The sequence below is a fragment of the Helicobacter pylori genome (assembly GCF_015904775.1).
Taxonomy (GTDB): Bacteria; Campylobacterota; Campylobacteria; order Campylobacterales; family Helicobacteraceae; genus Helicobacter; species Helicobacter pylori_DM.
Window position 1 is genome coordinate 192682 of the sequence record NZ_JADZNC010000001.1, and the last position, 23217, is coordinate 215898.

Below are 23217 nucleotides of genomic sequence, written 5' to 3' on the forward strand. Positions count from 1 at the left end.
GATTTTCGTAGGATTAATAAAATTTTAAGAATTTTTATGATAAATTCCGTGCATTATTAATTTTTTTTTGTTTTTATTACTTAATAGGCGTTCGTTATTGGTGCGATTTTACTTAAAAAATTTAAACCATTTTTTAATCTCTCAAAACATAAGGAGTTAGCGTTGCATAAAAAAGTTCTGTTGGCTTTAACTGCCAGTTTGATTTGCCAAGAGTCTTTGTTCGCTAAGGAAAAAGATTACACTTTAGGCAAGGTTTCTACTGCCGGCAAAAAGGATAGATCTGATTATTCTGGGCAGGTCAATTTGGGTTATAGCGGGATTACCGTGCCTAAGAGTTGGCAAGATGAAGAAGTGAAAAAATACACAGGAAGCCGCACGGTGATCTCTAACAAAGCGCTCACCCAACAAGCTAACCAAAGCATTGAAGAAGCTTTACAGAATGTCCCCGGTCTGCAAATTAGGAATGCCACAGGCGTAGGGGCTATGCCTACTATCCAAATCCGTGGCTTTGGAGCGGGAGGTTCAGGGCATAGCGATGCGACGCTGATGTTAGTTAATGGTATTCCTGTTTATATGGCCCCCTACGCCCACATTGAGCTAGACATTTTCCCTGTTACCTTCCAAGCCATTGATCGCATTGACGTGATCAAAGGTGGAGGCAGCGTGCAGTATGGGCCTAACACTTATGGGGGTATTGTCAATATCATCACTAAGCCTATCCCTACTCAATGGGAAAACCAAGCGGCTGAAAGGATCACTTATTGGGCTAAGGCTAGAAACGCCGGGTTTGCCGCTCCCCCTGATAAAACCGGCGATCCTTCTTTTATCAAGTCTTTAGGCAATAACCTCCTCTATAACACTTACGTGAGAAGCGGAGGGATGATCAATAAGCATGTGGGTATCCAAGCGCAAGCTAACTGGGTTAGAGGCCAAGGCTTTAGGGACAATAGCCCCTCTAATATTTCAAACTATTGGCTAGATGGGATCTATGACATCAATGAAAGCAATGGGATTAAAGCCTATTACCAATACTACGATTTTGCTATCGCTCAACCGGGATCACTCAGCGAGCAAGATTACAAAATAAACCGCTTCGCTAATTTGCGCCCCTTAAACCAAAAAGGCGGGCGCTCACAACGCTTTGGGGCTGTGTATGAAAACCGCTTCGGGGATTTAGACAGAGTGGGCGGGACTTTTAGCTTCACCTACTATGGGCAGTTGATGACTAGGGACTTTCAAGTGAGCTCTAGTTATAATAGCGCCAACATGGTTACTTGTTTTAGCGAAGCGGCATGCAGGGCGGCGGGACTTCCGGCAGGGTATAACTTGGCTGTGCCTTATTATGCCACTAACTACAATGGCTGGGCAGAGGTAGAAAACCCTGTGCGCTCCATTAACAACGCTTTTGAGCCTAAAGTGAATCTGATCGTCAATACCGGGAAAGTCAAGCAAACCTTTATCATGGGCTTGCGTTTCATGACCACCACTTTTTTACAGCGCCAATACTTAAACACCAATGAATGCGCCACCAAAACGAGCGGTGAGGGGGCAGGATTCTTGTGTGAGGGCCCTAATGTGATGAGCGGTTGGAAACCCCACATCAAGCATGGCATTTATAGAAACTGGAATAACTGGCGTAACAATTACACAGCGGTTTATTTGAGCGATCGCATTGAAGCTTGGGACGGGCGCTTTTTCATCGTGCCTGGTTTGCGCTACGCTTTTGTGTAATACAACAACGAAAATGCGGCTAATTGGGCGCAAATCCCTGAGAAGGATTTAAGAAAAATCAAGCACATGAACAATTGGATGCCCTCAACCAACATTGGCTTTATCCCTGTGCAAGGCGATCACAATGTGCTTACCTACTTCAACTACCAACGCTCTTTCGTCCCGCCTCAATTAGACGTTTTGAGCTATGGAGGAGCGGAGTATTTTACCCAACACTTTGACACGGTGGAAGCAGGAGCGCGCTACACCTACAAGGATAAATTCAGCTTCAATGCAGACTACTTTAGGATTTGGGCGCGCGATTTTGCCACCGGGCAGTATTCAGTCTATACAAGCGGCCCCATGAAAGGTAATGTGCGCCCCATTAATGGCTATTCTCAAGGCGTGGAGCTGGAATTGTATTACAGGCCTATTAGAGGGTTGCAATTCCATGCCGCTTTCAACTACATTGACACTCGTGTAACCAGCCATGGCCCTTTAACCGACTTGAACGGGGATGTGCTAAAAGGGACTAGCTACAACAAGCATTTCCCATTTGTAAGCCCTTTCCAGTTCATTCTTGACGCTCGCTACAACTGGCGTAAAACCACCATCGGTATTTCTAGCTATTTTTATAGCCGCGCTTATAGTGGGATTAGCAACAGTGCAGCAGGAGGCTATTATGGGATGCAATATTATAGTGGGGGGAACAACTATGAAAGCGTTCTTAATAGCGGTTATCAATGCGAAGCTTGGTGTATGACCCAACATGAAGGACTCTTGCCTTGGTATTGGGTGTGGAATATCCAAGTGAGCCAAATTTTCTGGGAAAACGGACGACACAGAGTTACAGGAAGCTTGCAAATCAATAACATCTTCAACATGAAGTATTATTTTACCGGGATTGGCTCTAGCCCTGCAGGCTTGCAACCTGCACCTGGAAGATCGGTTACAGCGTATTTGAACTACACTTTCTAAAGGCTTTAAAAAGGAGGGGGGTTATTGCGCTATGATGAGCCGCTCAAATTGGCCGCTTAGCGTTTTCACTAATTTCACTAATATTGTGGAACATTCATTTAAGAACGCTTCAAATAAGTTTCTTTGAGGCTGGCCTTAGCCCTTTGCCAATCAGGTAAATACAAACTCAGCAAATCCCTAAAATATTCGTTATGGTGGCACGCTTTTAAATGCAATAATTCATGCACAACCACATATTCAATGCCCTTTCTAGGCGCTTTAGCCAATTCCAAATTAAAAAGCAGGGTGCGTTTAGCAATATTACAACTCCCCCATATCCGTTTCATTTTTTGGATTTTAAAGCTTTGTATGCTCTCGTTTAAAATCTTTTCGTATTGGTTGATGTAGGTTTGTATTTTTTCTCTTAAAACTTGTCTGTAATAGTTTTCTAACACTTTTAAGCGGTTTTCTAAGCTTGTTTTTTGATGGACATGCAAGATTAAATATTTAGGGCTTTGGAGGACGAAGTGTTTTTTTATAGTGTGTTCAATCTTTAGCAAATAGCGTTTCCCAAAAAGATAATGGCTTTCTCTTTCTAGCATTTCCCTTTGGCTTTGTCTGTTCTGGTTTAAAAAATTTTGTTGCTGTTCTTTTATCCAAGGGAGTCTTTTAATCAAAGAAAGCCTAAGGCTCTCATCGTTTAAATTTAAAGGGCAAGACACATGCACAAAGCCATCAGGCGGGCAAACGCTAACGTGTAAATGCTTAATATCCTTTTTTTCTATAGCGATGTTGGTATTATTTAAAGTCAAACAATAAGCGTTCATTAACGATACTCTTCTATGTTTTTGGCTAAATTAAAGACATTTTCTAACAAAACCTCATCGTTTATGATTTTTCTTAAAGCGATTTTAAGGTTTTTTTCTTTTTGATTGTGCCCCACCCAACCATCTTTTTTATTACCCCTTATGCATGCGTCTATTTCTAGGGCTAAGGCTTCATTTTCATCTAAATTATCATAGAGGGTTTTTAAAGCGTTAGTGTTGATCTTTTTAGGGTAATTTCTATTTTCTTTATTAATAACTTTTTTGGCTAAGTCGTGGATTTGTTGCAAGTATTCTAAATAGGTTAATTTCTTTTCTCTAAATTGGAGAATCAAATCGTTTAAAAGCGAAGATAATTTTTCGTAATACTTAGGATCGCTCGCTTCTTTTTCTATAATGCGTTTTTTGGTGTTGTTAGCGATGCTTTCTGCCATAGAGCTTTCATTTTTGAATACTTGAGACAACGCCTTATTAAAATCATTAACATTCATTTGGGCTAAAACTTCGCACAGCCCTTGATCTTCTATTTTGATTAGCGTCTCGCTATCCGTGGCTTTAATGTAAGCGTCTAAGATCCTACGCATCTCTTCGCTATAGCTTTTTAAATCCACGCTATCCCCACTGCTTAAGCCAATCATCTTTTGTAAATGCCTATAAAATTCCGCTTCTTGTTTGATTGTTTGCATTTCTTCTTTAGAATAAATGGGCTTTTCTAAGTTATTCAATTCCACAAACATTCTTAAAAACGCGCCAACAAGCTGGTAAAACAACCGCCTTTTTTGAGCGTTTTTTTCTAAATCGTTCCCACAAAAATAAGCGATATAATCCTCTTCATCTTTTGGCTCTTTCACGCTTTCACAAAGCGATTCCAACTGATCTCTAGTTTCTTCTAATCTTTTCTTAATCTTTTGGGCTTTGTCAGAGATTAGCCCTTGAATGTCTCCTCTTTCATAGTTTTCAAACGCTTTATTAGTGTAATCGCTGTGCGCTTCTTGTAGGCTATCAAACAAATCCTTATAGTCTATGATACAGCCAAAATCCTTATCTTCGCTATCTAATCTATTCACCCTACACACCGCTTGAAAAAGCCCATGATCTTGCATTTTCTTATCCATGTATAAATAAGTGAGACTTGGCGCATCAAAACCGGTCAATAGCTTATCCACCACGATCAATAGTTTCATTCTATTAGGCTCATTAATAAAACGCTCTTTAACTTTTTCTTCAAACTTTTTAATTTGATTAAGGGCTTTTTTCTCATCTTTTTCATCAAAAAAGTTTTGCAGCATTTTGCAATAAATGCGGTATTGATAACTCTCTTCGCTCTCATCGCTCCCGCAATCTTTAAGATCAGCGATATTGGGTTCATAGCTTGTGATCACAGCCACCTTATCCTTTAATTCTGTTTCTAAAAAGAGTTCAAAATACCGGCATGCGTTATACACGCTTTCAGCCACCAGCATGGCATTCCCCTTTCCACTCCTTAATCGTGGGAGTTTTGCCATATCCAATACAATATCTTGCACAATGCGAGCTAATCTGTCTTTAGTGGAAAAAACTTTTTGCAAATTAGCCCATTTCTTTTTAAGCTCTGTTTTAGCCGCCTCATTCAAGCCTTGGGTTTTCAATTCAAAATATTCGTCTAGCTTTTCAGGGTTGCTGACATATTGATCCACGCTTCTGGCTTCATAGTTTAAATCTAACACCACCCTATCGCTAACGGCTTCATTAAATTTATAGCAATGGATGTAATTCCCAAACACTTCTTGGCTTGTCTTTTTATCTTGCTTCAATAAAGGCGTGCCGCTAAAGGCGATAAAAATCGCATTAGGGAGCAGGCTTTTCATGGCTTTATGCAATTTACCGCCTTGGGTTCTGTGGCATTCATCCACTAAAACAACCCATTCCTTTAAAACAGGTTGTTTTTTTAAATCTTCTAAGTCGTTGTCATCAAATTTATGCACAAGCGAGCTAACCAAAAATTTCTTATTTTCAAACAGCACGCTCAACAAATCCTTCTTGCTGTCTGTGCGATAAAGATCCTCGCCTACTCCTTTAAACACGCCTTGAATTTGAGCGTCTAATTCCCTCCTGTCTGTAACGATTAAAATCCTCGCTTGTTGGATATTCATTCTTAGCCATTGAGTAAGCCACACCATAGTAAGGCTCTTACCACTGCCTTGCGTGTGCCAGATAATCCCCCCTTCTTTTCTTTTGATAAATTCCTGCGTTTTTTTAATTGCAAAATATTGGTGGAACCTGGCGCATTTCTTTTGCCCCTTATCAAAAATCAAAAAATCATGGATAAATTCTAAAAACCTTTCTTTTTCTAAAAAGCATTCAATCGTCTCAAACAAATTTTTTAAAACGCCCTCTTCTTTCCAAGAAAGGTAGTATTTTTCTTCAGTCTCTATGACGCCATATCTTAGCCCTTGACTTTCATTGCCCGCCATAACCAATTGGATCGTTTTGAAAAAATCTCTAATAAATTCTTTCTTCTGGTTGTCTAAATTTTGCCTGATACCGCTTTCTACGCTCACGCTGGATTTTTTCAATTCTAGCACCCCTAAAGCGATCCCATTAACATAAAGCACGATGTCCGGCCGTTTTGCGTTTGGCCCTTTAACGCTCACTTCTTCAGCCACGCTAAATTCATTCTTAGAAACGTCTTTCCAATCAATGAAATAAGTCGTTTGAGTGTTTTCATTCTGGCTTATTTTAGTTCTCATGCCATAAATCAAAAGCTCGTAAAATGTTTGATTCGCTTCGTATAAATCGTTTTTTAAAGCGTTATGGATTTTCTGCTCAATTTTATGCCACCTTTCATCATTGATTTTTTGATTTTTAATTAGCCATGCTTTCAAGCTTTCTTTATTGATGTTTTCGTTATCGCTCTTTGTTAAATCCCCTAAATACGCATAGCCCATGCTTTTAAAAGTTTCTATGACTTGTTTTTGAACTTCTTTTTCTGTTTTCATCATAAACCCCTTAAGAACGCTTTTTACCGCTTTATATTATAATCCTAAAAACAAAATAGGGTAATTAAAATGGCGATCAAAAAAAGCGAATTGTATAGCTCTTTATGGGCTGGGGCGGATAGCTTAAGGGGCGGAATGGATGCGAGCGAGTATAAAAACTATGTTTTGAACCTGCTTTTTTTAAAATACATCAGCGATAAAGCCAGAAACAATAACTTTAGCGAAATAGAAGTGCCACAAGGGTGTTTTTATGAAGACATTCTCGCTTTAGAGGGCGATAAGGAAATAGGCGACAAGCTCAATAAAATCATCGCCAAGATCGCAAAGCGAAACGAATTAGAAGGCGTGATTGACAGCGTGGATTTTAACGATAACACTAAGCTAGGCGAGGGTAAGGCGATGATTGACACCCTTTCTAATCTGGTTAAAATCTTTGCGGATTTGAGTTTGGGCGCGCATGGGGCTTTAGACGATGATTTACTGGGCGATGCTTACGAATATTTAATGCGCCATTTTGCCAGCGAGTCCGGTAAATCCAAAGGGCAGTTTTACACCCCTAGCGAAGTTTCGCTTTTATTGTCCCTTTTGCTTGGCATTGATGAAAACACCAGACAAGATAAAAGCATCTATGATCCCACTTGCGGGAGCGGTTCGTTATTATTAAAAGCTTCTAGTTTGGCCGGCAAAAAGGGTTTAACTATCTATGGTCAAGAAAAAGACATTTCCACGACAGCCCTTTGTAAAATGAATATGATTTTACACAATAGCGCTACTGCTGATATTGCTAAAGGGGGTTCTAGCACCCTTTCTAACCCCCTTTTTACTACTGAAAATGGCATGCTAAAAACCTTTGACTATGTCGTGGCTAACCCTCCCTTTAGCTTGAAAAACTGGACTGATGGGCTAAGCATAGACCCCAAAAGCAAGCAAGTCATTAATGATCATTTCAATCGCTTTGAAGACGGCACGCCCCCTGAAAAAAATGGCGATTTCGCTTTTTTGCTCCACATCATCAAATCCTTAAACCCCACAGGCAAAGGGGCAGTGATTTTACCTCATGGGGTGCTATTTAGGGGGAATACTGAGGGAGTAATTAGAAAAAATCTTTTATTAAAAGGCTATATTAAAGGCGTGATAGGCCTAGCCCCTAATCTTTTTTATGGCACTTCCATTCCTGCATGTGTGATCGTTTTAGACAAAGAAAACGCGCGCGCCAGAAAGGGCGTTTTCATGATTGATGCGAGCAAGGATTTTAAAAAAGACGGCAATAAAAACCGCTTAAGGGATCAAGATGTCCAAAAAATGATAGACACTTTTAACGCTTACAAAGAAATCCCTTATTATTCCAAAATGGTGAGCCTAGAAGAAATCAGCGCTAACGACTATAACTTGAATATCCCACGCTACATTGCCTCCAAGCAAGAATTGGAAAAAGACTTGTTCGCTTTAATCAACAGCCCTAGTTATTTGCCCAAAAATGAAATTGAAGCCTACACCCCTTATTTTCAAGTGTTTAAAGAGCTTAAAAACACGCTGTTTAAAAAGAGCGATAAAGAGGGTTATTACGCTTTAAAAACAGAATGCGAAAACATTAAAGAATTAATCACTCAAAGTTTAGAATACCAAACCTTCCACGCTTCTGTTTTGAGCGCTTTTGACCGATTGGATTTATTTGAAACTTTTAATGATTTAGAGCCAGGTTTTAACCCAAAAACCCTCATAGAAAGCGTTTGCTCAAAGGTTTTAAAAGAATTTGAAAAAGTGGGAATTTTAGACAAATACGGCGTGTATCAGCTCTTCAAAGATTACTACAACGAAGTCTTGCAAGACGATTGGTTCCTTCTTTCATTCAATGGCTTTATAAGTGCTAAAAATTTAAGGGAATTAACTCCCCTAAAAGACAAAAACAAAAAAGCCAATTATTTAGAGGAGCCGGATTTTGTCATTCAAAAAACCTACTATAAAAGCGATCTAATCCCTAAACATTTGATCAAACAACGCTTTTTTGAAAAAGAAACGAAAGAATTAGAAGAATTAGAAAACGCCCTCAATGAAAAAGAGGCCCTTTTAGATGAATTTATAGAAGAGCATTCTAACGAAGAGGGGCTTTTTGATGGATTGAAAATCAATGAAAGCGTTTTGAAAAAAGAGCTAAAAAACGCCACTGACCCAGAAGATAAACAAATCCTAAAAACCGCTTTAGAATGGCTAGAAGCGAAAAACAAGGCGCTAAAAATGAAAAATAAAGCTTATGAGGAGCTGGAATTAAAAGCGTTCCACCAGTATAAAAACCTTGAAATCAATGAAATTAAAGATCTCATCATCCAAGACAAATGGCTTAACAGCCTAAAAAACGCCCTAGAAAACAAGATCCAAAAACGCATCAACGCTTTTACAAGTGCTCTTAATGAAATCATTTCAAGCTACTCTAACAGCTTGTTAGAATTAAATAAAGAAGTCAAAGAGAGCGAATCAAAAGTTTTAGAACATTTGAAAGATTTGGGGTTAATGGGGTGATAGAACGCATGGACGCATTCACAACGCCCTCAAATTGGCAAAGAGTGAGGCTTGGGGATATTGGCAAACCATGCATGTGTAAAAGAGTTATGAAGCACCAAACAACACGATATGGTGAAATTCCATTCTATAAAATAGGCACATTTGGCAACACTGCTGATGCCTTTATTTCAAAAAAGCTATTTTTAGAATACAAAACAAAATATTCTTTTCCAAAAAAAGGCGATATTTTAGTTTCGGCTTCCGGAACTATTGGTAGGGCAGTCATTTATGACGGAAAACCCGCTTATTTTCAAGACTCAAATATTGTTTGGATTGACAACGATGAAACATTAGTAAAAAATGATTTTTTATTTTATGCTTATTCTAATGTCAAATGGAATACAGAGCATACAACTATCTTAAGACTTTATAATGATAATTTTAGAAATACTTTAATCCCCCTACCCCCTCTAAACGAACAAATCGCTATCGCTAACGTTTTAAGCGATTTGGATCGTTATCTTTATTCTTTAGACGCCCTCATTCTTAAAAAAGAAAGCGTTAAAAAAGCTTTAAGCTTTGAACTATTGAGCCAAAGGAAACGCTTGAAAGGCTTCAATCAAGCTTGGCAAAAAGTAAAAGTTAAAGATTTTGGAATTATTATCACAGGCTCTACACCTTTAACACAAATTAGCGAGTATTGGAATGGAACAATTTCTTGGATCACACCAACAGATATAAATGACAATAAAGATATTTTTAACTCAGAGCGAAAAATCACGCAAAAAGGATTGGATACGATAAGAATGATACCAAAAAATAGTGTTTTGGTTACTTGTATTGCTAGTATTGGGAAAAATGCAATTTTAAGAGTTAATGGGGCTTGTAATCAACAGATAAACGCTATTATTCCTAACAAAGATTTTAATGCAGATTTTATTTATTATTTGATGGAAAATAATAAACAATATTTATTAGGAAAAGCAGGAGTTACTGCTACTTATATAATATCAAAACAAGTTTTTGAAGAAATTGATTTTTTTGTCCCTAAAGATTTAGACGAACAAGCCGCTATCGCTAACATTTTAAGCGCTTTGGATAATGAAATCATTAGCCTTAAAAACAAAAAACGCCAATTTGAAAACATCAAAAAAGCTTTAAACCACGATTTAATGAGCGCTAAAATCAGGGTTTTAAAAAAAATTAACGCCCCAAAAGTCAAGGACAAACCCGCTTATAAAGGAAACCCCTAAGCTTTTAAGCTTAAGGGAACGCTCTTAGAAAAATCATCGTTTCACAGAAACGATCACTTTAAGCCCCAAAAAAGCAAACTCAAAGTATAATGATCTCCAAGAGCGTTTGTTATGTGTCTTTGGCATAACATGCTCCTTTATGTGGTTTGCCCCATAAAGCCACTTATGGGGCGTGATGGAATCCTACAACAAACCCCCTTAAAACTTCATCTCATCAAACGCAAAAATAAGATTAAAAAATTGAATGAAAAGATAAAGAAATAATAAACGCCCCAAAAGTCAAGGGCAAACCCGCTTTTTAAAGGAAACCCCTAAGCTTTTAAACTCAGGGGAACTTTGGCTAATGCATTACTTTTCTGTAGAAAAGACCACTTTAAACCCCTTAAAAGAGATTTTAATGTATAATACTAACCAAGAGTTTTTATCATGTTTTCTTCGCATGATAAACCCTTTTAAGAACAGATTTGCCCCATATCGCAACTATGGGGCGTGATGAGATTCTACAACAAACCCCCTTAAAATCTCATCTAATCAAAAACAAGGCGTTTTTAAAACATTAAAGAATGAGCGTTATTAAGCGGTATTGTTTAAATCTAATGCTTCAAACAATCTTCAAACAAATACTGATGCTCGCCAGGTAAAGCGTCAAATAAGGCTTTGGCTAAATCTTGCATTTCTTTTAAGGCTTTATTACTGCTTCTTAAAGTCAATAAATTTTGCAAGCTCCTAGCGTTAATGCTATAGGCTAAATGCGTTTTATAGCTTTCAGGCATGGCGTATTTGGCTAAATCGTTTTTAATGTTATGCTCGCTCAATAAAACCCTGAGATTTTCCAAAGCTAAAACGCTCATTGCATTCACTTTTTCATTATCCACAAAAACTAAAAACTCTTTGGCTCTTTCTAAATTCGTTTCATTAAGGGGTAAAAAGCTCTCCACTTCTTTCAATTCCCTTAAAGTGTAACGGCTTGATTTCACGCTCAAGCTCGCTATTCGATGCCGGCTCAATTCTTGCAACGCCCCCCTACTCAAACCCTTGATTTCAAAATTGTAATAAAGATGCTCTAAAGTGGAAGAATGCCTAAAAATATTCCCCACCCTGTGGATGAGTTCCTTATCTTTAGAGCCTCCATCATCGCTGTATTCAAAGCTCTGCCAGCAAGTGCGGATCGCTTGGCTCGCAATGTCTAAAGGGGTGTAGTGCTTACAAATCACTTCCATTATTTGACTCCTAATCGCTTTTTATTCCACAGTAACGCTTTTAGCTAAGTTTCTTGGGTGATCCACATCATGATTTAGGCGCATAGCGATTTCTAAGGCTAAAAGCTGCACCGCTAAATTCATGCGGAAAAATTCTTCCATGTAGCTTTCGCTCTTTTCTAATTGGATAAAATCATCAGCGATCTCTAAAATTTCAGAGCTTAACACGCAAATCGTAGAATCCCTAGCGCTCAATTCTTCAATATTGCTTTTGGTTTTATCAAATAACAAGTGCTTAGACAATAGAGCAATGGTAAAAAGATTGGAATCCACTAACGCAATAGGCCCATGCTTCATTTCCGCGCTCGCATACCCCTCAGCGTGCAAGTAGCTGATTTCTTTAAGTTTTAGCGCCCCTTCTAAAGCGAGAGGGTAAAACACATCGCGCCCGATATAAAAAAAGCCATGCCCATGCAAATAGCGTTTGGATAAGCGCTTGATTTTTTCATGCAATTTAGGCTCTACTTTCATCGCATTCACGCTATTGAGCATGTTTTTAGCCTGGATTTTTTCTTCTTCTTTAGAGATGGTCCCTAGCTGTTTGCCTAGATACACGCTCAAAAGCCATAAAAGCATCACTTGCGAAGAAAACGCCTTAGTGGATGCCACACTCCTTTCTACCCCCGCTCTGATCAAAAGCGTGTGATCGCTAATGCGGCTCATCATGCTAAAGGGAGCGTTACACAAACTAATGGTTTTAAGCCCTTGGGTTTTGGCTAATTTTAAAGCCTCCAAAGTGTCAGCGGTTTCACCGCTTTGAGAAATCGCTATAAAAAGCTCGTTAGGGTTGCTTTTGAAATTGGCGTAGCGGTATTCGCTCGCTAAAATGGCCCTCGCTCTTATTTTGGCTAATCTTTCAAACAAATACACGCTCGCCAAACTCGCATGGTAACTGCTCCCGCAAGAACACAGCGTGATTTCATTCACATTCTCTAAAAATTCAGGATCGATCTCGCAATACACATTCAAGGCTTCCAAGCGCCCCTCTAAACACTCCAACAAACTGCTATGCTGCTCATAAATCTCTTTTTCTAAATAATTCCTAAAATCCCCTTTAGAATAATCCTTATTTTCAAAAGCGTAATCTTTCATGTTTTCAATATTGTTTAAATCTTTAAAATTTTCTAAAGAAATCCGCCCCACGCTGTTTTCTTCTAAAATGACAAATTGATCCACTTTAGGGGCTAACACGCTCAAACTGGACGCAAAAAACACCCCCTCTTTGCCCTTACCCACGACTAAAGGCGAAGAAGATTTAGCGTAAAACAAGCTCTCTTTAGCCCTTTTATGGAGCATTAAAATCGCATAACTCCCTTTTAAAAGGCTGATGCTTTTTTCAAAGGCTTTCAATAAATCGCTCTCGCTTTTAAGCGTTTCTTCTAATAAATGCGCAATGACTTCCGTGTCCGTTTGGCTCAAAAACGCATGCCCTTTACTTTCCAATTCTTTTTTCAAGCTCGCGTAATTTTCAATGATGCCATTATGCACTAAGGCTAAATTTTCTGTAAAATGCGGGTGGGCGTTTGCGCTGCTTGGCTTGCCATGCGTGGCCCATCTGGTGTGAGCGATACTCACGCCAAAATTTAAAAACTCTTTATTTTTAAGCTCTGATTTAAGGTTTTCTAATTTCCCTTGAGTTTTAAACACTTCCAAACGATTAGCGCTCAATACGGCTAAGCCTGCGCTGTCATAACCTCTGTATTCCAATTCCTTTAATCCCTCTAAAAGAATGGATTTTTTCTCGCTATCCCCTATATAACCTACAATCCCGCACATTTAAAACACCAATAACCCTTTTTTGATTTTATTTAAAGCGTTAATAAGCTCCTTTAGGCGTTCCACTTCTTCGCTTAATTGCGTAAAAAACGCTTCATTCACGCCCTTTGGCATGTCCATGCTCCCTCTTTTAATCTCAATAAAATCCCCCAAACTCAAATTCGCTAATTTTAAAAGCATTTCAATTTCATTTTGCGAATCTTCAATATCCGCTAAAATCTTGCGTATTTTTTCAAACATTCAACCGCCTTTAATTTAGAATGCTCCATGATAGCTAAACTATTAAATTATTAAACTATCAATGATGTTTTCTAAAATCTGTTTGACTTTGGCGTGGTTTTCTTTAAATTCCTTATGCGCGTTAAGCCCCACATGGTTACTCACGCAAAAAATCCCTTTAGCCTTTAAAGAAAAAATTTTAGCCACGCTTAAAACGCTAAAAAACTCCATGTTTTCTAATAAAACGCCCTTTTGGACCATTTTTTTAGCAAACATTTCGCTCGTGTGGATATAGTTACTGCTATTCACGCCCACCCTTTCAAAAAGAGCCTGCTCTTTAGTTTCTATGTGAATGGAATTGTCCAAAGGCGTGTAGCTGTTTAAATGGCTAAAACTCTCTTCAATTTGATAGCCTTGAATGCTTTCAAACACGCTTAAAAGCTCAATTTCTGGGCTATAACTCCCCGCGCTCCCTATAAAAATAAGGCTTTCTGTATCAGGGTTTTTTAGGCACATTCTCGTTAAATTAATCGCACTCTCTATCAAGCCCACGCCAATAGGCGTCGCTCCTTTTAAAGTCTCATTCCTTCCCGCGCAAAGCAGCATGAAAATCCTTTTTTCGCATCCATTAGCTTATTATAAAGCAAGCATTATAGACAAACCCTTAAAAGAAACACCTTAATTTTAAGGCTTCATTCACATTTCATTCACATGTTATTCCTTTTTCATTCACCACTTATTCACGCTATAATAACGCCATGGATACCAACAACAATATTGAAAAAGAAATCTTGGCGCTAGTCAAACAAAATCCTAAAGTTAGTCTCATAGAGTATGAAAATTACTTTAGCCAGCTCAAATACAACCCTAACGCGAGCAAGAGCGATATTGCCTTTTTTTATGCCCCCAACAAAGTCTTATGCACCACGATTACAGCTAAATACGGCGCGTTGCTTAAAGAAATTTTAAGCCAGAATAAAGTCGGCATGCATTTAGCCCATAGCGTGGATGTGCGTATTGAAGTGGTGCCTAAAATCCAAATTAGCGCCCAATCTAATATCAATTATAAAGCGGTAAAAACGAGCGTCAAAGACTCTTACACTTTTGAAAATTTTGTCGTAGGCTCATGCAATAACACCGTTTATGAAATCGCTAAAAAAGTCGCCCAAAGCGATACCCCCCCTTATAACCCGGTGCTTTTTTATGGCGGCACAGGGTTAGGCAAAACGCACATTTTAAACGCTATCGGCAACCATGCCCTAGAAAAGCATAAAAAAGTCGTGTTAGTCACTTCAGAAGACTTTTTGACAGACTTTTTAAAGCATTTAGACAACAAAACCATGGATTCTTTTAAAGCAAAATACCGCCATTGCGACTTTTTCTTGTTAGATGACGCTCAATTTTTGCAAGGAAAACCCAAGCTAGAAGAAGAATTTTTCCACACTTTCAACGAATTGCACGCCAACAGCAAACAAATCGTGTTGATTTCAGACCGGTCGCCTAAAAACATCGCCGGCTTAGAAGATCGCTTAAAATCGCGCTTTGAATGGGGGATAACCGCCAAAGTCATGCCCCCTGATTTAGAAACCAAGCTCTCCATTGTCAAACAAAAATGCCAGCTCAATCAAATCACTTTGCCTGAAGAGGTGATGGAATACATCGCCCAACACATCAGCGACAATATCCGCCAAATGGAAGGCGCGATCATTAAAATCAGCGTGAACGCGAACTTAATGAACGCTCCCATTGATTTGAATCTCGCTAAAACCGTTTTAGAAGATTTGCAAAAAGATCATGCCGAAGGCTCAAGCTTGGAAAATATCCTGCTCGCTGTCGCGCAAAGCCTGAATCTCAAATCCAGCGAAATCAAAGTCTCTTCGCGCCAAAAAAATGTCGCTCTAGCGAGAAAATTAGTCGTGTATTTCGCCAGGCTTTATACCCCTAACCCCACGCTTTCGCTCGCTCAATTTTTGGATTTAAAGGATCATTCAAGCATTTCTAAAATGTATTCTAGCGTTAAAAAAATGCTTGAAGAAGAAAAAAACCCTTTTGTCTTAAGCCTTAGAGAAGAAATCAAAAACCGCTTGAACGAATTGAATGATAAAAAAACCGCTTTCAATTCAAGTGAATGAAAAAAGGCCTATGAAAAAGCGTTTCATTCACTTTTTTTCAAATCCCACAACCCCTATAAAAACGCGCACCTCTAAAGCTTTTTATTGTTTCATTCCATCCATTCACGCCCCTACTACTGTTACTAATTATTATTAATTAAAGTGTTACCTATCTATAACTTATTGATGACTTTTACTAAACCTTTTTTTAAGCTATAATCCAAAATAAAAAGGAACAAACATGAAAAAAACCCTTTGTCTGTCTTTCTTTCTGACTTTCTCTAACCCTCTTCAAGCCCTTGTGATCGAGCTTTTAGAAGAAATCAAAACTTCGCCACATAAAGGCACTTTTAAGGCTAAAGTCCTTGATTCTAAAAAACCCAAACAGGTTTTAGGCATTTATAATATCTCCTCAAACAAAAAACTCACGCTCACAATCACTCACATATCCACTGCAATCGTCTATCAACCCCTTGATGAAAAACTTTCTTTAGAAACGACCTTAAGCCCTAACCGCCCTACTATCCCTAGAAACACCCAAATCGTTTTTTCTTCAAAGGAATTGAAAGAACCGCACTCAAGCCCAATGCCTTCTTTAAACGCACCCATGCAAAAGCCACAAAACAAACCCAGCTCATCGCAACAATCTCCTCAAAACTTTTCTTATCTAGAGTCCAAACTAGGCTCTAAAAATTCTAAAAACAGCCTTTTACAGCCTTTAGTAACTCCTAATAAAATAAGCCACACTAACGAAGTTAAAACGCCAACAAACGACACTAATCCCCCTTTAAAGCCTTCTTCAGAAGATCAAGAAAACAACCTTTTTGTAGCGCCACCCACTGAAAAAACGCTCCCTAACAACACCCCTAACGCTGATACGAGTGAAAACAATGAAAATAACGAAAATAGGGACAATGTGGAAAAACAAGCGATTAGAGATCCTAATATCAAAGAATTCGCATGTGGGAAGTGGGTTTATGACGATGAAAATTTACAAGCCTATCGCCCAAGCATTTTAAAACGCGTTGATGAAGACAAACAAACTGCGACAGATATTACCCCTTGCGATTACAGCACCGCTGAAAATAAAAGCGGTAAGATCATTACCCCTTATACTAAAATCTCTGTTCATAAAACAGAGCCTTTAGAAGACCCTCAAACTTTTGAAGCTAAAAATAATTTCGCCATTCTCCAAGCCAGAAGCTCTACAGAAAAGTGTAAAAGGGCTAGAGCGAGAAAAGACGGCACGACCAGGCAATGCTATCTGATAGAAGAGCCTTTAAAACAAGCATGGGAGAGTGAGTATGAAATCACCACGCAATTAGTGAAAGCCATTTATGAGCGCCCCAAACAAGACGATCAAGAAGAGCCAACTTTTTATGAAACCAGCGAATTGGCTTATTCTTCCACACGAAAAAGCGAAATAACGCAAAACGAATTGAATTTGAATGAAAAATTCATGGAATTTGTGGAAGTGTATGAGGGGCATTATTTAAACGATATAATCAAAGAGAGCAGTGAGTATAAAGAATGGGTTAAAAACCATGTGCGTTTTAAAGAAGGGGTGTGCATGGTTTTAGAAATAGAAGAGCAACCACGAGCCAAAAGCACGCCTTTGAGTATTGAAAACTCTCGTGTTGTGTGTGTCAAAAAGGGGAATTATTTATTCAACGAAGTTTAAATGGTGGCTTGAGGCGGAATCGAACCACCGACACGAAGATTTTCAGTCTTCTGCTCTACCGACTGAGCTATCAAGCCAAGCAAAAGACAATTATTACATAAAAAAGGTAAAATAAAGCTTAATTTTTAAAAAAATAACTAAAAAGATATAATTTACTCAAAAGGGAACAAGGATTGAAATGAAATTGATTTCATGGAATGTGAACGGGTTAAGGGCTTGCATGACTAAGGGTTTTATGGATTTTTTCAATAGCGTTGATGCGGATGTTTTTTGCATTCAAGAATCTAAAATGCAGCAAGAACAAAACACTTTTGAATTTAAAGGGTATTTTGATTTTTGGAATTGCGCGATTAAAAAGGGCTATTCTGGGGTGGTAACTTTCACTAAAAAAGAGCCTTTAAGCGTGAGCTATGGTATTAATATGGAAGAGCATGACAAAGAAGGGCGCGTAATAACTTGCGAATTTGAGTCGTTTTATTTGGTGAATGTTTATACCCCTAATTCCCAACAAGCCCTATCCAGGCTCAGTTACCGCATGAGTTGGGAAATGGAATTTAAAAAATTTTTAAAAGCTTTAGAATTGAAAAAACCGGTCATTGTGTGCGGGGATTTGAATGTGGCCCACAATGAAATTGATTTAGAAAACCCCAAAACCAACCGAAAAAACGCGGGCTTTAGCGATGAAGAGAGAGAAAAATTCAACGAGCTTTTGAACGCCGGTTTTATTGACACTTTCCGTTATTTTTACCCCAACAAAGAAAAGGCTTATACCTGGTGGAGTTATATGCAACAAGCGAGGGATAAAGACATTGGTTGGCGCATTGATTATTTTTTATGCTCTAATCCTTTAAAAACGCGCTTAAAAGACGCTTTAATCTATAAAGATATTTTAGGGAGCGATCATTGCCCGGTGGGGTTGGAATTAGTTTAAAGGTAGAAAGTGTGCGAAATAAAGACAGAAAAAAGCCTTACAAAGGGTGAGTCGTATTCAAAAGCAAAAGGCCATTTGATCCCTACTTCAATACTAGCGTCATGGTGGAATAGCACGGTTTGGAATTTAAACCCCACTAAACCTAGCATCCTAAAATTGGAAGTTTTGAGCGAAAACCCTTGAATGCTGCGCCAATCGTCAATGATGAAATTCGCGCTGTGCTTGGAAATCGTCCATGTGTTTTCGGCAACTTGCATGCCATAAAAAAGAGAAAATACATACAAGGGGTTTTTATTGTATTCCACGATCAAATCCCCCCCAAAGCCATAAGTGAACATGTTCGCTTGAGCGCCCGTTCTTTTATTGAGTATGACATTCCCGTAATCCATAAAAAAGTAATAGCGAGAATAAAACCAATAATTAGTGGGGTTGATCTCCCAGCCTAAAGAAAAGCTCGCCCCTTCAATCGTGCGTTTAAGATCGTTGTATTTTTTCATGATCATTTTCCCTACCTGATATTGAGAAGCCACATAAAAACGGCTTTTGGCTTGCATCATAATGGTAGGGTTTAAAAAATAAACGCTTAAAAATAAGGGGGCTACTTTTTTAAAAAAATCCTTTGAAAAAAATTTCACACTTTAATACTTCCTGTTGAGTGGGGAGTTAAGATTGTCTTGGTGGTTAGTGGCTCGTTGCAAAACATTGTTCGTTCTTTTTTGCGAAGGATCAACATTTTCTTCATTATTGATTTCATCAATTTTATTTTCGTTATTGATCAGATCATTCACCTCTTTAGTGACTTTTTCATCTTCTTCTTCATGCTCAATCTTTTTTATATCCTTATTCGCTTGATTGATTGGATTGTTTTGAGTGGTTTTAGTGTTGTTTTGGTGCGATTGGGACGATTTTTTAGGCTCGTCTTTGCATGCGCTCAACACGCTTAAAACAAAAGAGATAGCGATAAAATGAGTGATTTTAGATTTCATCAATTAAATTTCCTTAAGTCAATGTATAATTTGTTTATTTTATCATAAAAACGATTAAGGATTGACTAAGAACAAATTGCAAGAAATAAATCATTTATTAAAAACATTGAACGTGAAATCGCTTCTAGAAGCCTTGCTTATTTATACGCCTAAGGGTTATAAGGATTTAAATTTGTTAGAGCGTTTTGAAACGGGCTTGAGCGGCGTTTTAGAAGTGGGTATTTTAGAAAAAAGGAACTACGCCAAAGTTTTAAAGATTTTTGCCTATTCCAAACGATTTTACAAAAATTTAGAGCTTGTTTTTTTCAATCACAGCGCGTTTTATTACAACCAGTTTAAAACCGGCGAGAATTTGTTCATTTATGGTAAATTAGAGCAAAGCTCTTTTAATCAAGCTTATATCATTAACACGCCTAAAATCCTTACCGAATTTGGAAAAATTTCTTTAATTTTTAAAAAAGTTAAAAATCATAAAAAAATACAAGAAAATTTACAAAAACTCATTTCATTAGAAAATTTAAAAAAGGAAGGCGTTAAAGAAAATATCGCGCGTTTGTTGTTAGAAATCTTTTTCCCCACGCCGCATTTTGTCAAGGATTTTGAAACGAATAAAAATTTTCCTTCGCAACATTTAAATGCATTAAAATACATTGAAATGCTTTTTTATATGAAAAATTTAGAGCGTAAGAAATTGCAATTCAACGCTAAAATCGCATGCCCCAATAACAGCGAACGCTTGGATAATTTTATCGCTTCTTTACCCTTTAAGCTCACGCGCGATCAACAAAACGCCATTAAAGAAATCCAAAACGATCTCACCAGCCCCATAGCGTGCAAGCGTTTGATTATAGGCGATGTGGGGTGCGGGAAAACGATGGTGATTTTAGCGAGCATGGTATTAGCCTACCCTAATAAAACCCTTTTAATGGCACCCACTTCCATTCTCGCTAAACAGCTTTATAACGAAGCCTTAAAATTTTTACCCCCTTATTTTGAAGTGGAATTACTGCTCGGCGGGAGCCATAAAAAGCGATCCAATCATTTGTTTGAAAAAATCACGCATGTTGTTATAGGCACGCAAGCGTTGTTGTTTGATAAGCGCGATTTAGATGAATTCGCTTTAGTGATCACTGATGAACAGCACCGATTTGGCACCAAGCAGCGCTACCAATTAGAAAAAATGGCAAGCAGTAAGGGCAATAAACCCCATTCCTTGCAATTTTCCGCTACCCCCATTCCTCGCACTCTGGCTTTAGCCAAAAGCGCGTTTGTGAAAACGACCATGATTAGAGAAATCCCTTACCCTAAAGAAATTGAAACTCTAGTCTTGCATAAAAGAGAATTTAAAATAGTGATGGAGAAAATTAGCGAAGAAATCGCTAAAAACCACCAAGTCATTGTCGTTTATCCGCTGGTGAATGAGAGCGAAAAAATCCCGTATTTATCGCTCAGTGAGGGGGCGAGTTTCTGGCAAAAACGCTTTAAAAACGTTTATACCACTTCAGGGCAAGATAAAAATAAAGAAGAAGTGATTGAAGAATTTAGAGAATTAGGGAGCATTCTTTTAGCGACCACGCTCATTGAGGTGGGCATTTCTTTACCACGATTGAGCGTGATGGTGATTTTAGCGCCCGAAAGGTTAGGCTTAGCGACTTTACACCAGTTAAGGGGGCGCGTGTCTCGTAACGGATTGAAAGGCTATTGTTTTTTATGCACGATCCAAGAAGAAAACGAACGATTGGAAAAGTTTGCTGATGAATTAGACGGCTTTAAAATCGCTGAATTGGATTTAGAATACAGAAAAAGCGGGGATTTACTTCAGGGAGGGGAGCAGAGCGGGAATAGTTTTGAATACATTGACTTAGCCAGAGATGAAAGCATTATCGCTGAAGTGAAACAGGATTTTTTAAAGGCCGCTAGCGTTTCACGGGGAACATTTGAAAATTAAGGTGGAATTGGGTAATTTAAACCATTTAAAATAAAGGATAGAGATGCAAAATAAAGAAATTGGTGGAGAAAAAAGCGTTAATGAAAAAAATGTAGAAATTTTTAATCGTTATTTTCCCGGTTGCTTGAGTATAGAAAATGACAACCAACTCACGCTGGATACAAGAAAATTAAAAGCGTTATTAGGGGATTTTAGCGAAATAAAAGAAGAGGGCTATGGGTTGGATTTTGTGGGTAAGAAAATCGCCTTAAATCAAGCTTTTAAGAAAAGTAATAAGATTTTAAAGTCCTTAAACGAATCCACTAGCAAGCACATTCTCATCAAGGGCGATAATTTAGACGCTCTCAAAATCTTAAGACAAAGTTATAGCGAAAAAATCAAAATGATTTACATTGACCCGCCTTACAACACTAAAAATGAGAATTTTATCTATGGCGATGATTTCTCGCAATCCAATGAAGAGATTTTGAAAACATTGGATTATTCTAAAGAAAAGCTGGATTATATCAAGAATCTTTTTGGGTCAAAATGTCATAGCGGGTGGCTTAGTTTCATGTATCCTAGATTGTTGCTCGCTAAAGATTTGCTCAAACAAGACGGCGTGATTTTCATTTCTATTGACGATAACGAAGCCGCCCAACTCAAACTTTTATGCGATGAAATTTTTGGGGAGGGGAATTTTTTATCATCTTTGACTTGGCTTAAAGGTAACGCTCAAAATGATGCCCAATATTTTCAAAACAATTACGAAAATATTCTTGTTTATGCAAAGCATGTTAAAGCGCTCAGTCTTAATCGCATGACTTCAAAAAAAGAAGTCAAAATATTTTGTGAAAATGATAAATACTATTATGAAGGGGCTGGGCTTACAACAGGCGGAGCTGGAGGGACTTTAAACGCACGAGCAAATTTAGGTTATAGTATTTACTATAATCCTAAAACGCTAGATTTTTTAGGTGTAGATGATTATGATAAAGAATTAGCAAAAAGTAGTAATGATGAAAATTTAGTTTATAGTGATAGACAAGACTTATTAAAACAAGGTTATGAAATTATAAGACCTCCAAAAAAGGGTGTTGGACTTGGGCGTTGGACTTGGGCGTTGGATACTTTTAATAGTAATAAAAATATTATTTCTATTAAAAAAAATAGTAGAAATGAATATGTAATTTGTAAAAAAGAATTTTTAGATAAAAACCAAGTCAAACAAAATGAAAACGGCGAATTTTATGCTATTTTAGACAAGTCATCGCCCGCAAGAAATGTGATAGAAAATATCGGCGGTGGTAATGGGACAAAAGAAGTTAATGATCTTTTTAATCAAAAGATTTTCAATAACCCTAAACCTACAAAACTCATCAACCGACTGATTGAATTATCCACTAACGAGGGCGATCTCATCTTAGATTTTTTCGCCGGGAGCGGGACAACCGCGCATGCGGTGTTAGAGAGTAATAAGAGCGATTATCAAAAATTAAGTGAGGGGGGGGGTTATTTAATGGCTTGAATGTCGCATTTAAAGAAAGGCGCTTCATTCTCGTCCAGTTAGATGAAAAAATTGATCCCAAAAACAACAAAAGCGCGCATGATTTTTGTTTGAACACCTTAAAATCTGAATCCCCAAGCATTTTTGACATCACCGAAGAAAGGATTAAAAGAGCGGGGGCTAAAATCAAAGAAGCTTGTCCGTATTTAGATGTGGGGTTTAGAGCGTTTGAAATCATTGATGATGAAACGAACGATAAAAATCTTAATGAAGCCAATCAAAAGGATTTATTCGCTTATTCTAACCCTGACAAAATGGAAACCCAAACGATTTTAATCAAGCTTTTAGGTTGCGAGGGTTTGGAGCTCACTACCCCTATAACCTGCTTGATTGAAAACGCCTTGTATCTGGCTGAAAATACGGCTTTCATTGTGGGGGATATAGAAATGAGCGAGGTTTTAGAAAACTTGAAAGATAAAGGGGTGGAAAAAATTAGCATGTATATGCCCGCTATCAGTAATGATAGGCTGTGTTTGGAATTGGGCAGTAATTTGTTTGATTTGAAATTAGAGAGCGGCGATTTAAAGATTAGGGGGTAG

Annotated in this window: 16 protein-coding genes, 1 tRNA gene and 2 pseudogenes; 10 read left to right on the plus strand and 9 right to left on the minus strand. The window is 38.0% G+C overall.

The window, feature by feature from the left end:
- The first annotated feature begins 162 nt into the window (after positions 1 to 162).
- A pseudogene (locus tag I6852_RS00940) lies at positions 163 to 2688 on the plus strand (TonB-dependent receptor family protein).
- 98 nt (positions 2689 to 2786) lie between these two features.
- Here the strand turns inward: I6852_RS00940 and I6852_RS00945 are convergent.
- A complete protein-coding gene (locus I6852_RS00945) occupies positions 2787 to 3494 on the minus strand; it encodes a YgjP family zinc-dependent metalloprotease (RefSeq protein ID WP_197291655.1) in 708 nt (235 codons plus the stop codon).
- Positions 3494 to 6469, minus strand: coding sequence for a type I restriction endonuclease subunit R (locus I6852_RS00950; protein ID WP_197291654.1), 2976 nt, complete (start codon positions 6467 to 6469; stop codon positions 3494 to 3496). The genes I6852_RS00945 and I6852_RS00950 overlap by 1 nt, the downstream gene beginning before the upstream one ends.
- 69 nt (positions 6470 to 6538) lie before the next feature.
- Here I6852_RS00950 and I6852_RS00955 point away from each other — a divergent pair, with 69 nt between their 5' ends.
- The 3 genes and pseudogenes from I6852_RS00955 to I6852_RS08145 all read left to right on the plus strand — a co-directional run bounded on the left by I6852_RS00955 (position 6539) and on the right by I6852_RS08145 (position 10781).
- Entirely contained in the window at positions 6539 to 8986 is a 2448-nt protein-coding gene (locus I6852_RS00955; RefSeq protein ID WP_197291653.1) for a type I restriction-modification system subunit M, read from the plus strand.
- Between the two features lie 8 nt (positions 8987 to 8994).
- Positions 8995 to 10221, plus strand: a complete 1227-nt coding sequence (locus I6852_RS00960; RefSeq protein WP_197291652.1) for a restriction endonuclease subunit S — start codon at positions 8995 to 8997, stop codon at positions 10219 to 10221.
- 397 nt (positions 10222 to 10618) lie between these two features.
- Positions 10619 to 10781, plus strand: a pseudogene (locus I6852_RS08145) (cag pathogenicity island protein).
- 33 nt (positions 10782 to 10814) lie between these two features.
- On the opposite strand, the gene thyX reads toward I6852_RS08145, so the two are convergent.
- The 4 genes from thyX to I6852_RS00985 are packed head-to-tail and all read right to left on the minus strand — an operon-like array spanning position 10815 to position 14081.
- Complete coding sequence (gene thyX / locus I6852_RS00970) at positions 10815 to 11441, minus strand: FAD-dependent thymidylate synthase (protein ID WP_000451943.1); 627 nt, start codon at positions 11439 to 11441, stop codon at positions 10815 to 10817.
- Positions 11442 to 11462: 21 nt separating this feature from the next.
- Positions 11463 to 13256: a glutamine--fructose-6-phosphate transaminase (isomerizing) gene (gene glmS / locus I6852_RS00975; protein WP_197291651.1), complete on the minus strand. Its 1794-nt coding sequence runs from the start codon at positions 13254 to 13256 to the stop codon at positions 11463 to 11465.
- Positions 13257 to 13496 (minus strand): DUF2443 domain-containing protein, encoded by a 240-nt coding sequence (locus tag I6852_RS00980; protein ID WP_000461837.1) that lies wholly within the window; start codon positions 13494 to 13496, stop codon positions 13257 to 13259.
- A gap of 42 nt (positions 13497 to 13538) precedes the next feature.
- Positions 13539 to 14081, minus strand: a complete 543-nt coding sequence (locus tag I6852_RS00985) for a nucleoside phosphorylase-I family protein (RefSeq protein ID WP_197291650.1) — start codon at positions 14079 to 14081, stop codon at positions 13539 to 13541.
- A gap of 152 nt (positions 14082 to 14233) precedes the next feature.
- Between I6852_RS00985 and dnaA the strand changes: the two genes are divergently transcribed.
- On the plus strand, positions 14234 to 15607 hold the full coding sequence (dnaA, locus tag I6852_RS00990) for a chromosomal replication initiator protein DnaA (RefSeq protein WP_197291649.1): 1374 nt from the start codon (positions 14234 to 14236) through the stop codon (positions 15605 to 15607).
- 220 nt (positions 15608 to 15827) lie between these two features.
- Entirely contained in the window at positions 15828 to 17267 is a 1440-nt protein-coding gene (locus I6852_RS00995; RefSeq protein ID WP_197291648.1) for a competence protein, read from the plus strand.
- A 1-nt stretch (position 17268) separates the two neighbouring features.
- Here I6852_RS00995 and I6852_RS01000 read toward each other — a convergent pair.
- Positions 17269 to 17344 (minus strand) — tRNA-Phe (locus I6852_RS01000).
- Between the two features lie 101 nt (positions 17345 to 17445).
- Between I6852_RS01000 and I6852_RS01005 the strand changes: the two genes are divergently transcribed.
- Positions 17446 to 18198 carry an exodeoxyribonuclease III gene (locus tag I6852_RS01005; RefSeq protein WP_078215287.1) on the plus strand — a complete coding sequence of 251 codons (753 nt, stop codon included), beginning with the start codon at positions 17446 to 17448 and terminating at the stop codon, positions 18196 to 18198.
- On the opposite strand, the gene I6852_RS01010 is transcribed toward I6852_RS01005, so the two are convergent.
- On the minus strand, positions 18195 to 18833 hold the full coding sequence (locus I6852_RS01010; protein WP_197291647.1) for an outer membrane protein: 639 nt from the start codon (positions 18831 to 18833) through the stop codon (positions 18195 to 18197). The genes I6852_RS01005 and I6852_RS01010 overlap by 4 nt on opposite strands.
- Before the next feature lie 3 nt (positions 18834 to 18836).
- Entirely contained in the window at positions 18837 to 19184 is a 348-nt protein-coding gene (locus I6852_RS01015) for a hypothetical protein (RefSeq protein WP_150246371.1), read from the minus strand.
- 76 nt (positions 19185 to 19260) lie between these two features.
- On the opposite strand from I6852_RS01015, the gene recG reads away from it, so the two are divergent.
- Genes recG through I6852_RS07930 form a run of 3 tightly spaced genes read left to right on the plus strand, consistent with a single transcriptional unit; the run spans position 19261 to position 23217 of the window.
- Positions 19261 to 21132 carry an ATP-dependent DNA helicase RecG gene (recG, locus tag I6852_RS01020; RefSeq protein ID WP_197291646.1) on the plus strand — a complete coding sequence of 624 codons (1872 nt, stop codon included), beginning with the start codon at positions 19261 to 19263 and terminating at the stop codon, positions 21130 to 21132.
- 43 nt (positions 21133 to 21175) lie between these two features.
- A complete protein-coding gene (locus I6852_RS01025) occupies positions 21176 to 22639 on the plus strand; it encodes a site-specific DNA-methyltransferase (RefSeq protein ID WP_231626074.1) in 1464 nt (487 codons plus the stop codon).
- Positions 22636 to 23217: a site-specific DNA-methyltransferase gene (locus I6852_RS07930; protein ID WP_231626075.1), complete on the plus strand. Its 582-nt coding sequence runs from the start codon at positions 22636 to 22638 to the stop codon at positions 23215 to 23217. The genes I6852_RS01025 and I6852_RS07930 overlap by 4 nt, the downstream gene beginning before the upstream one ends.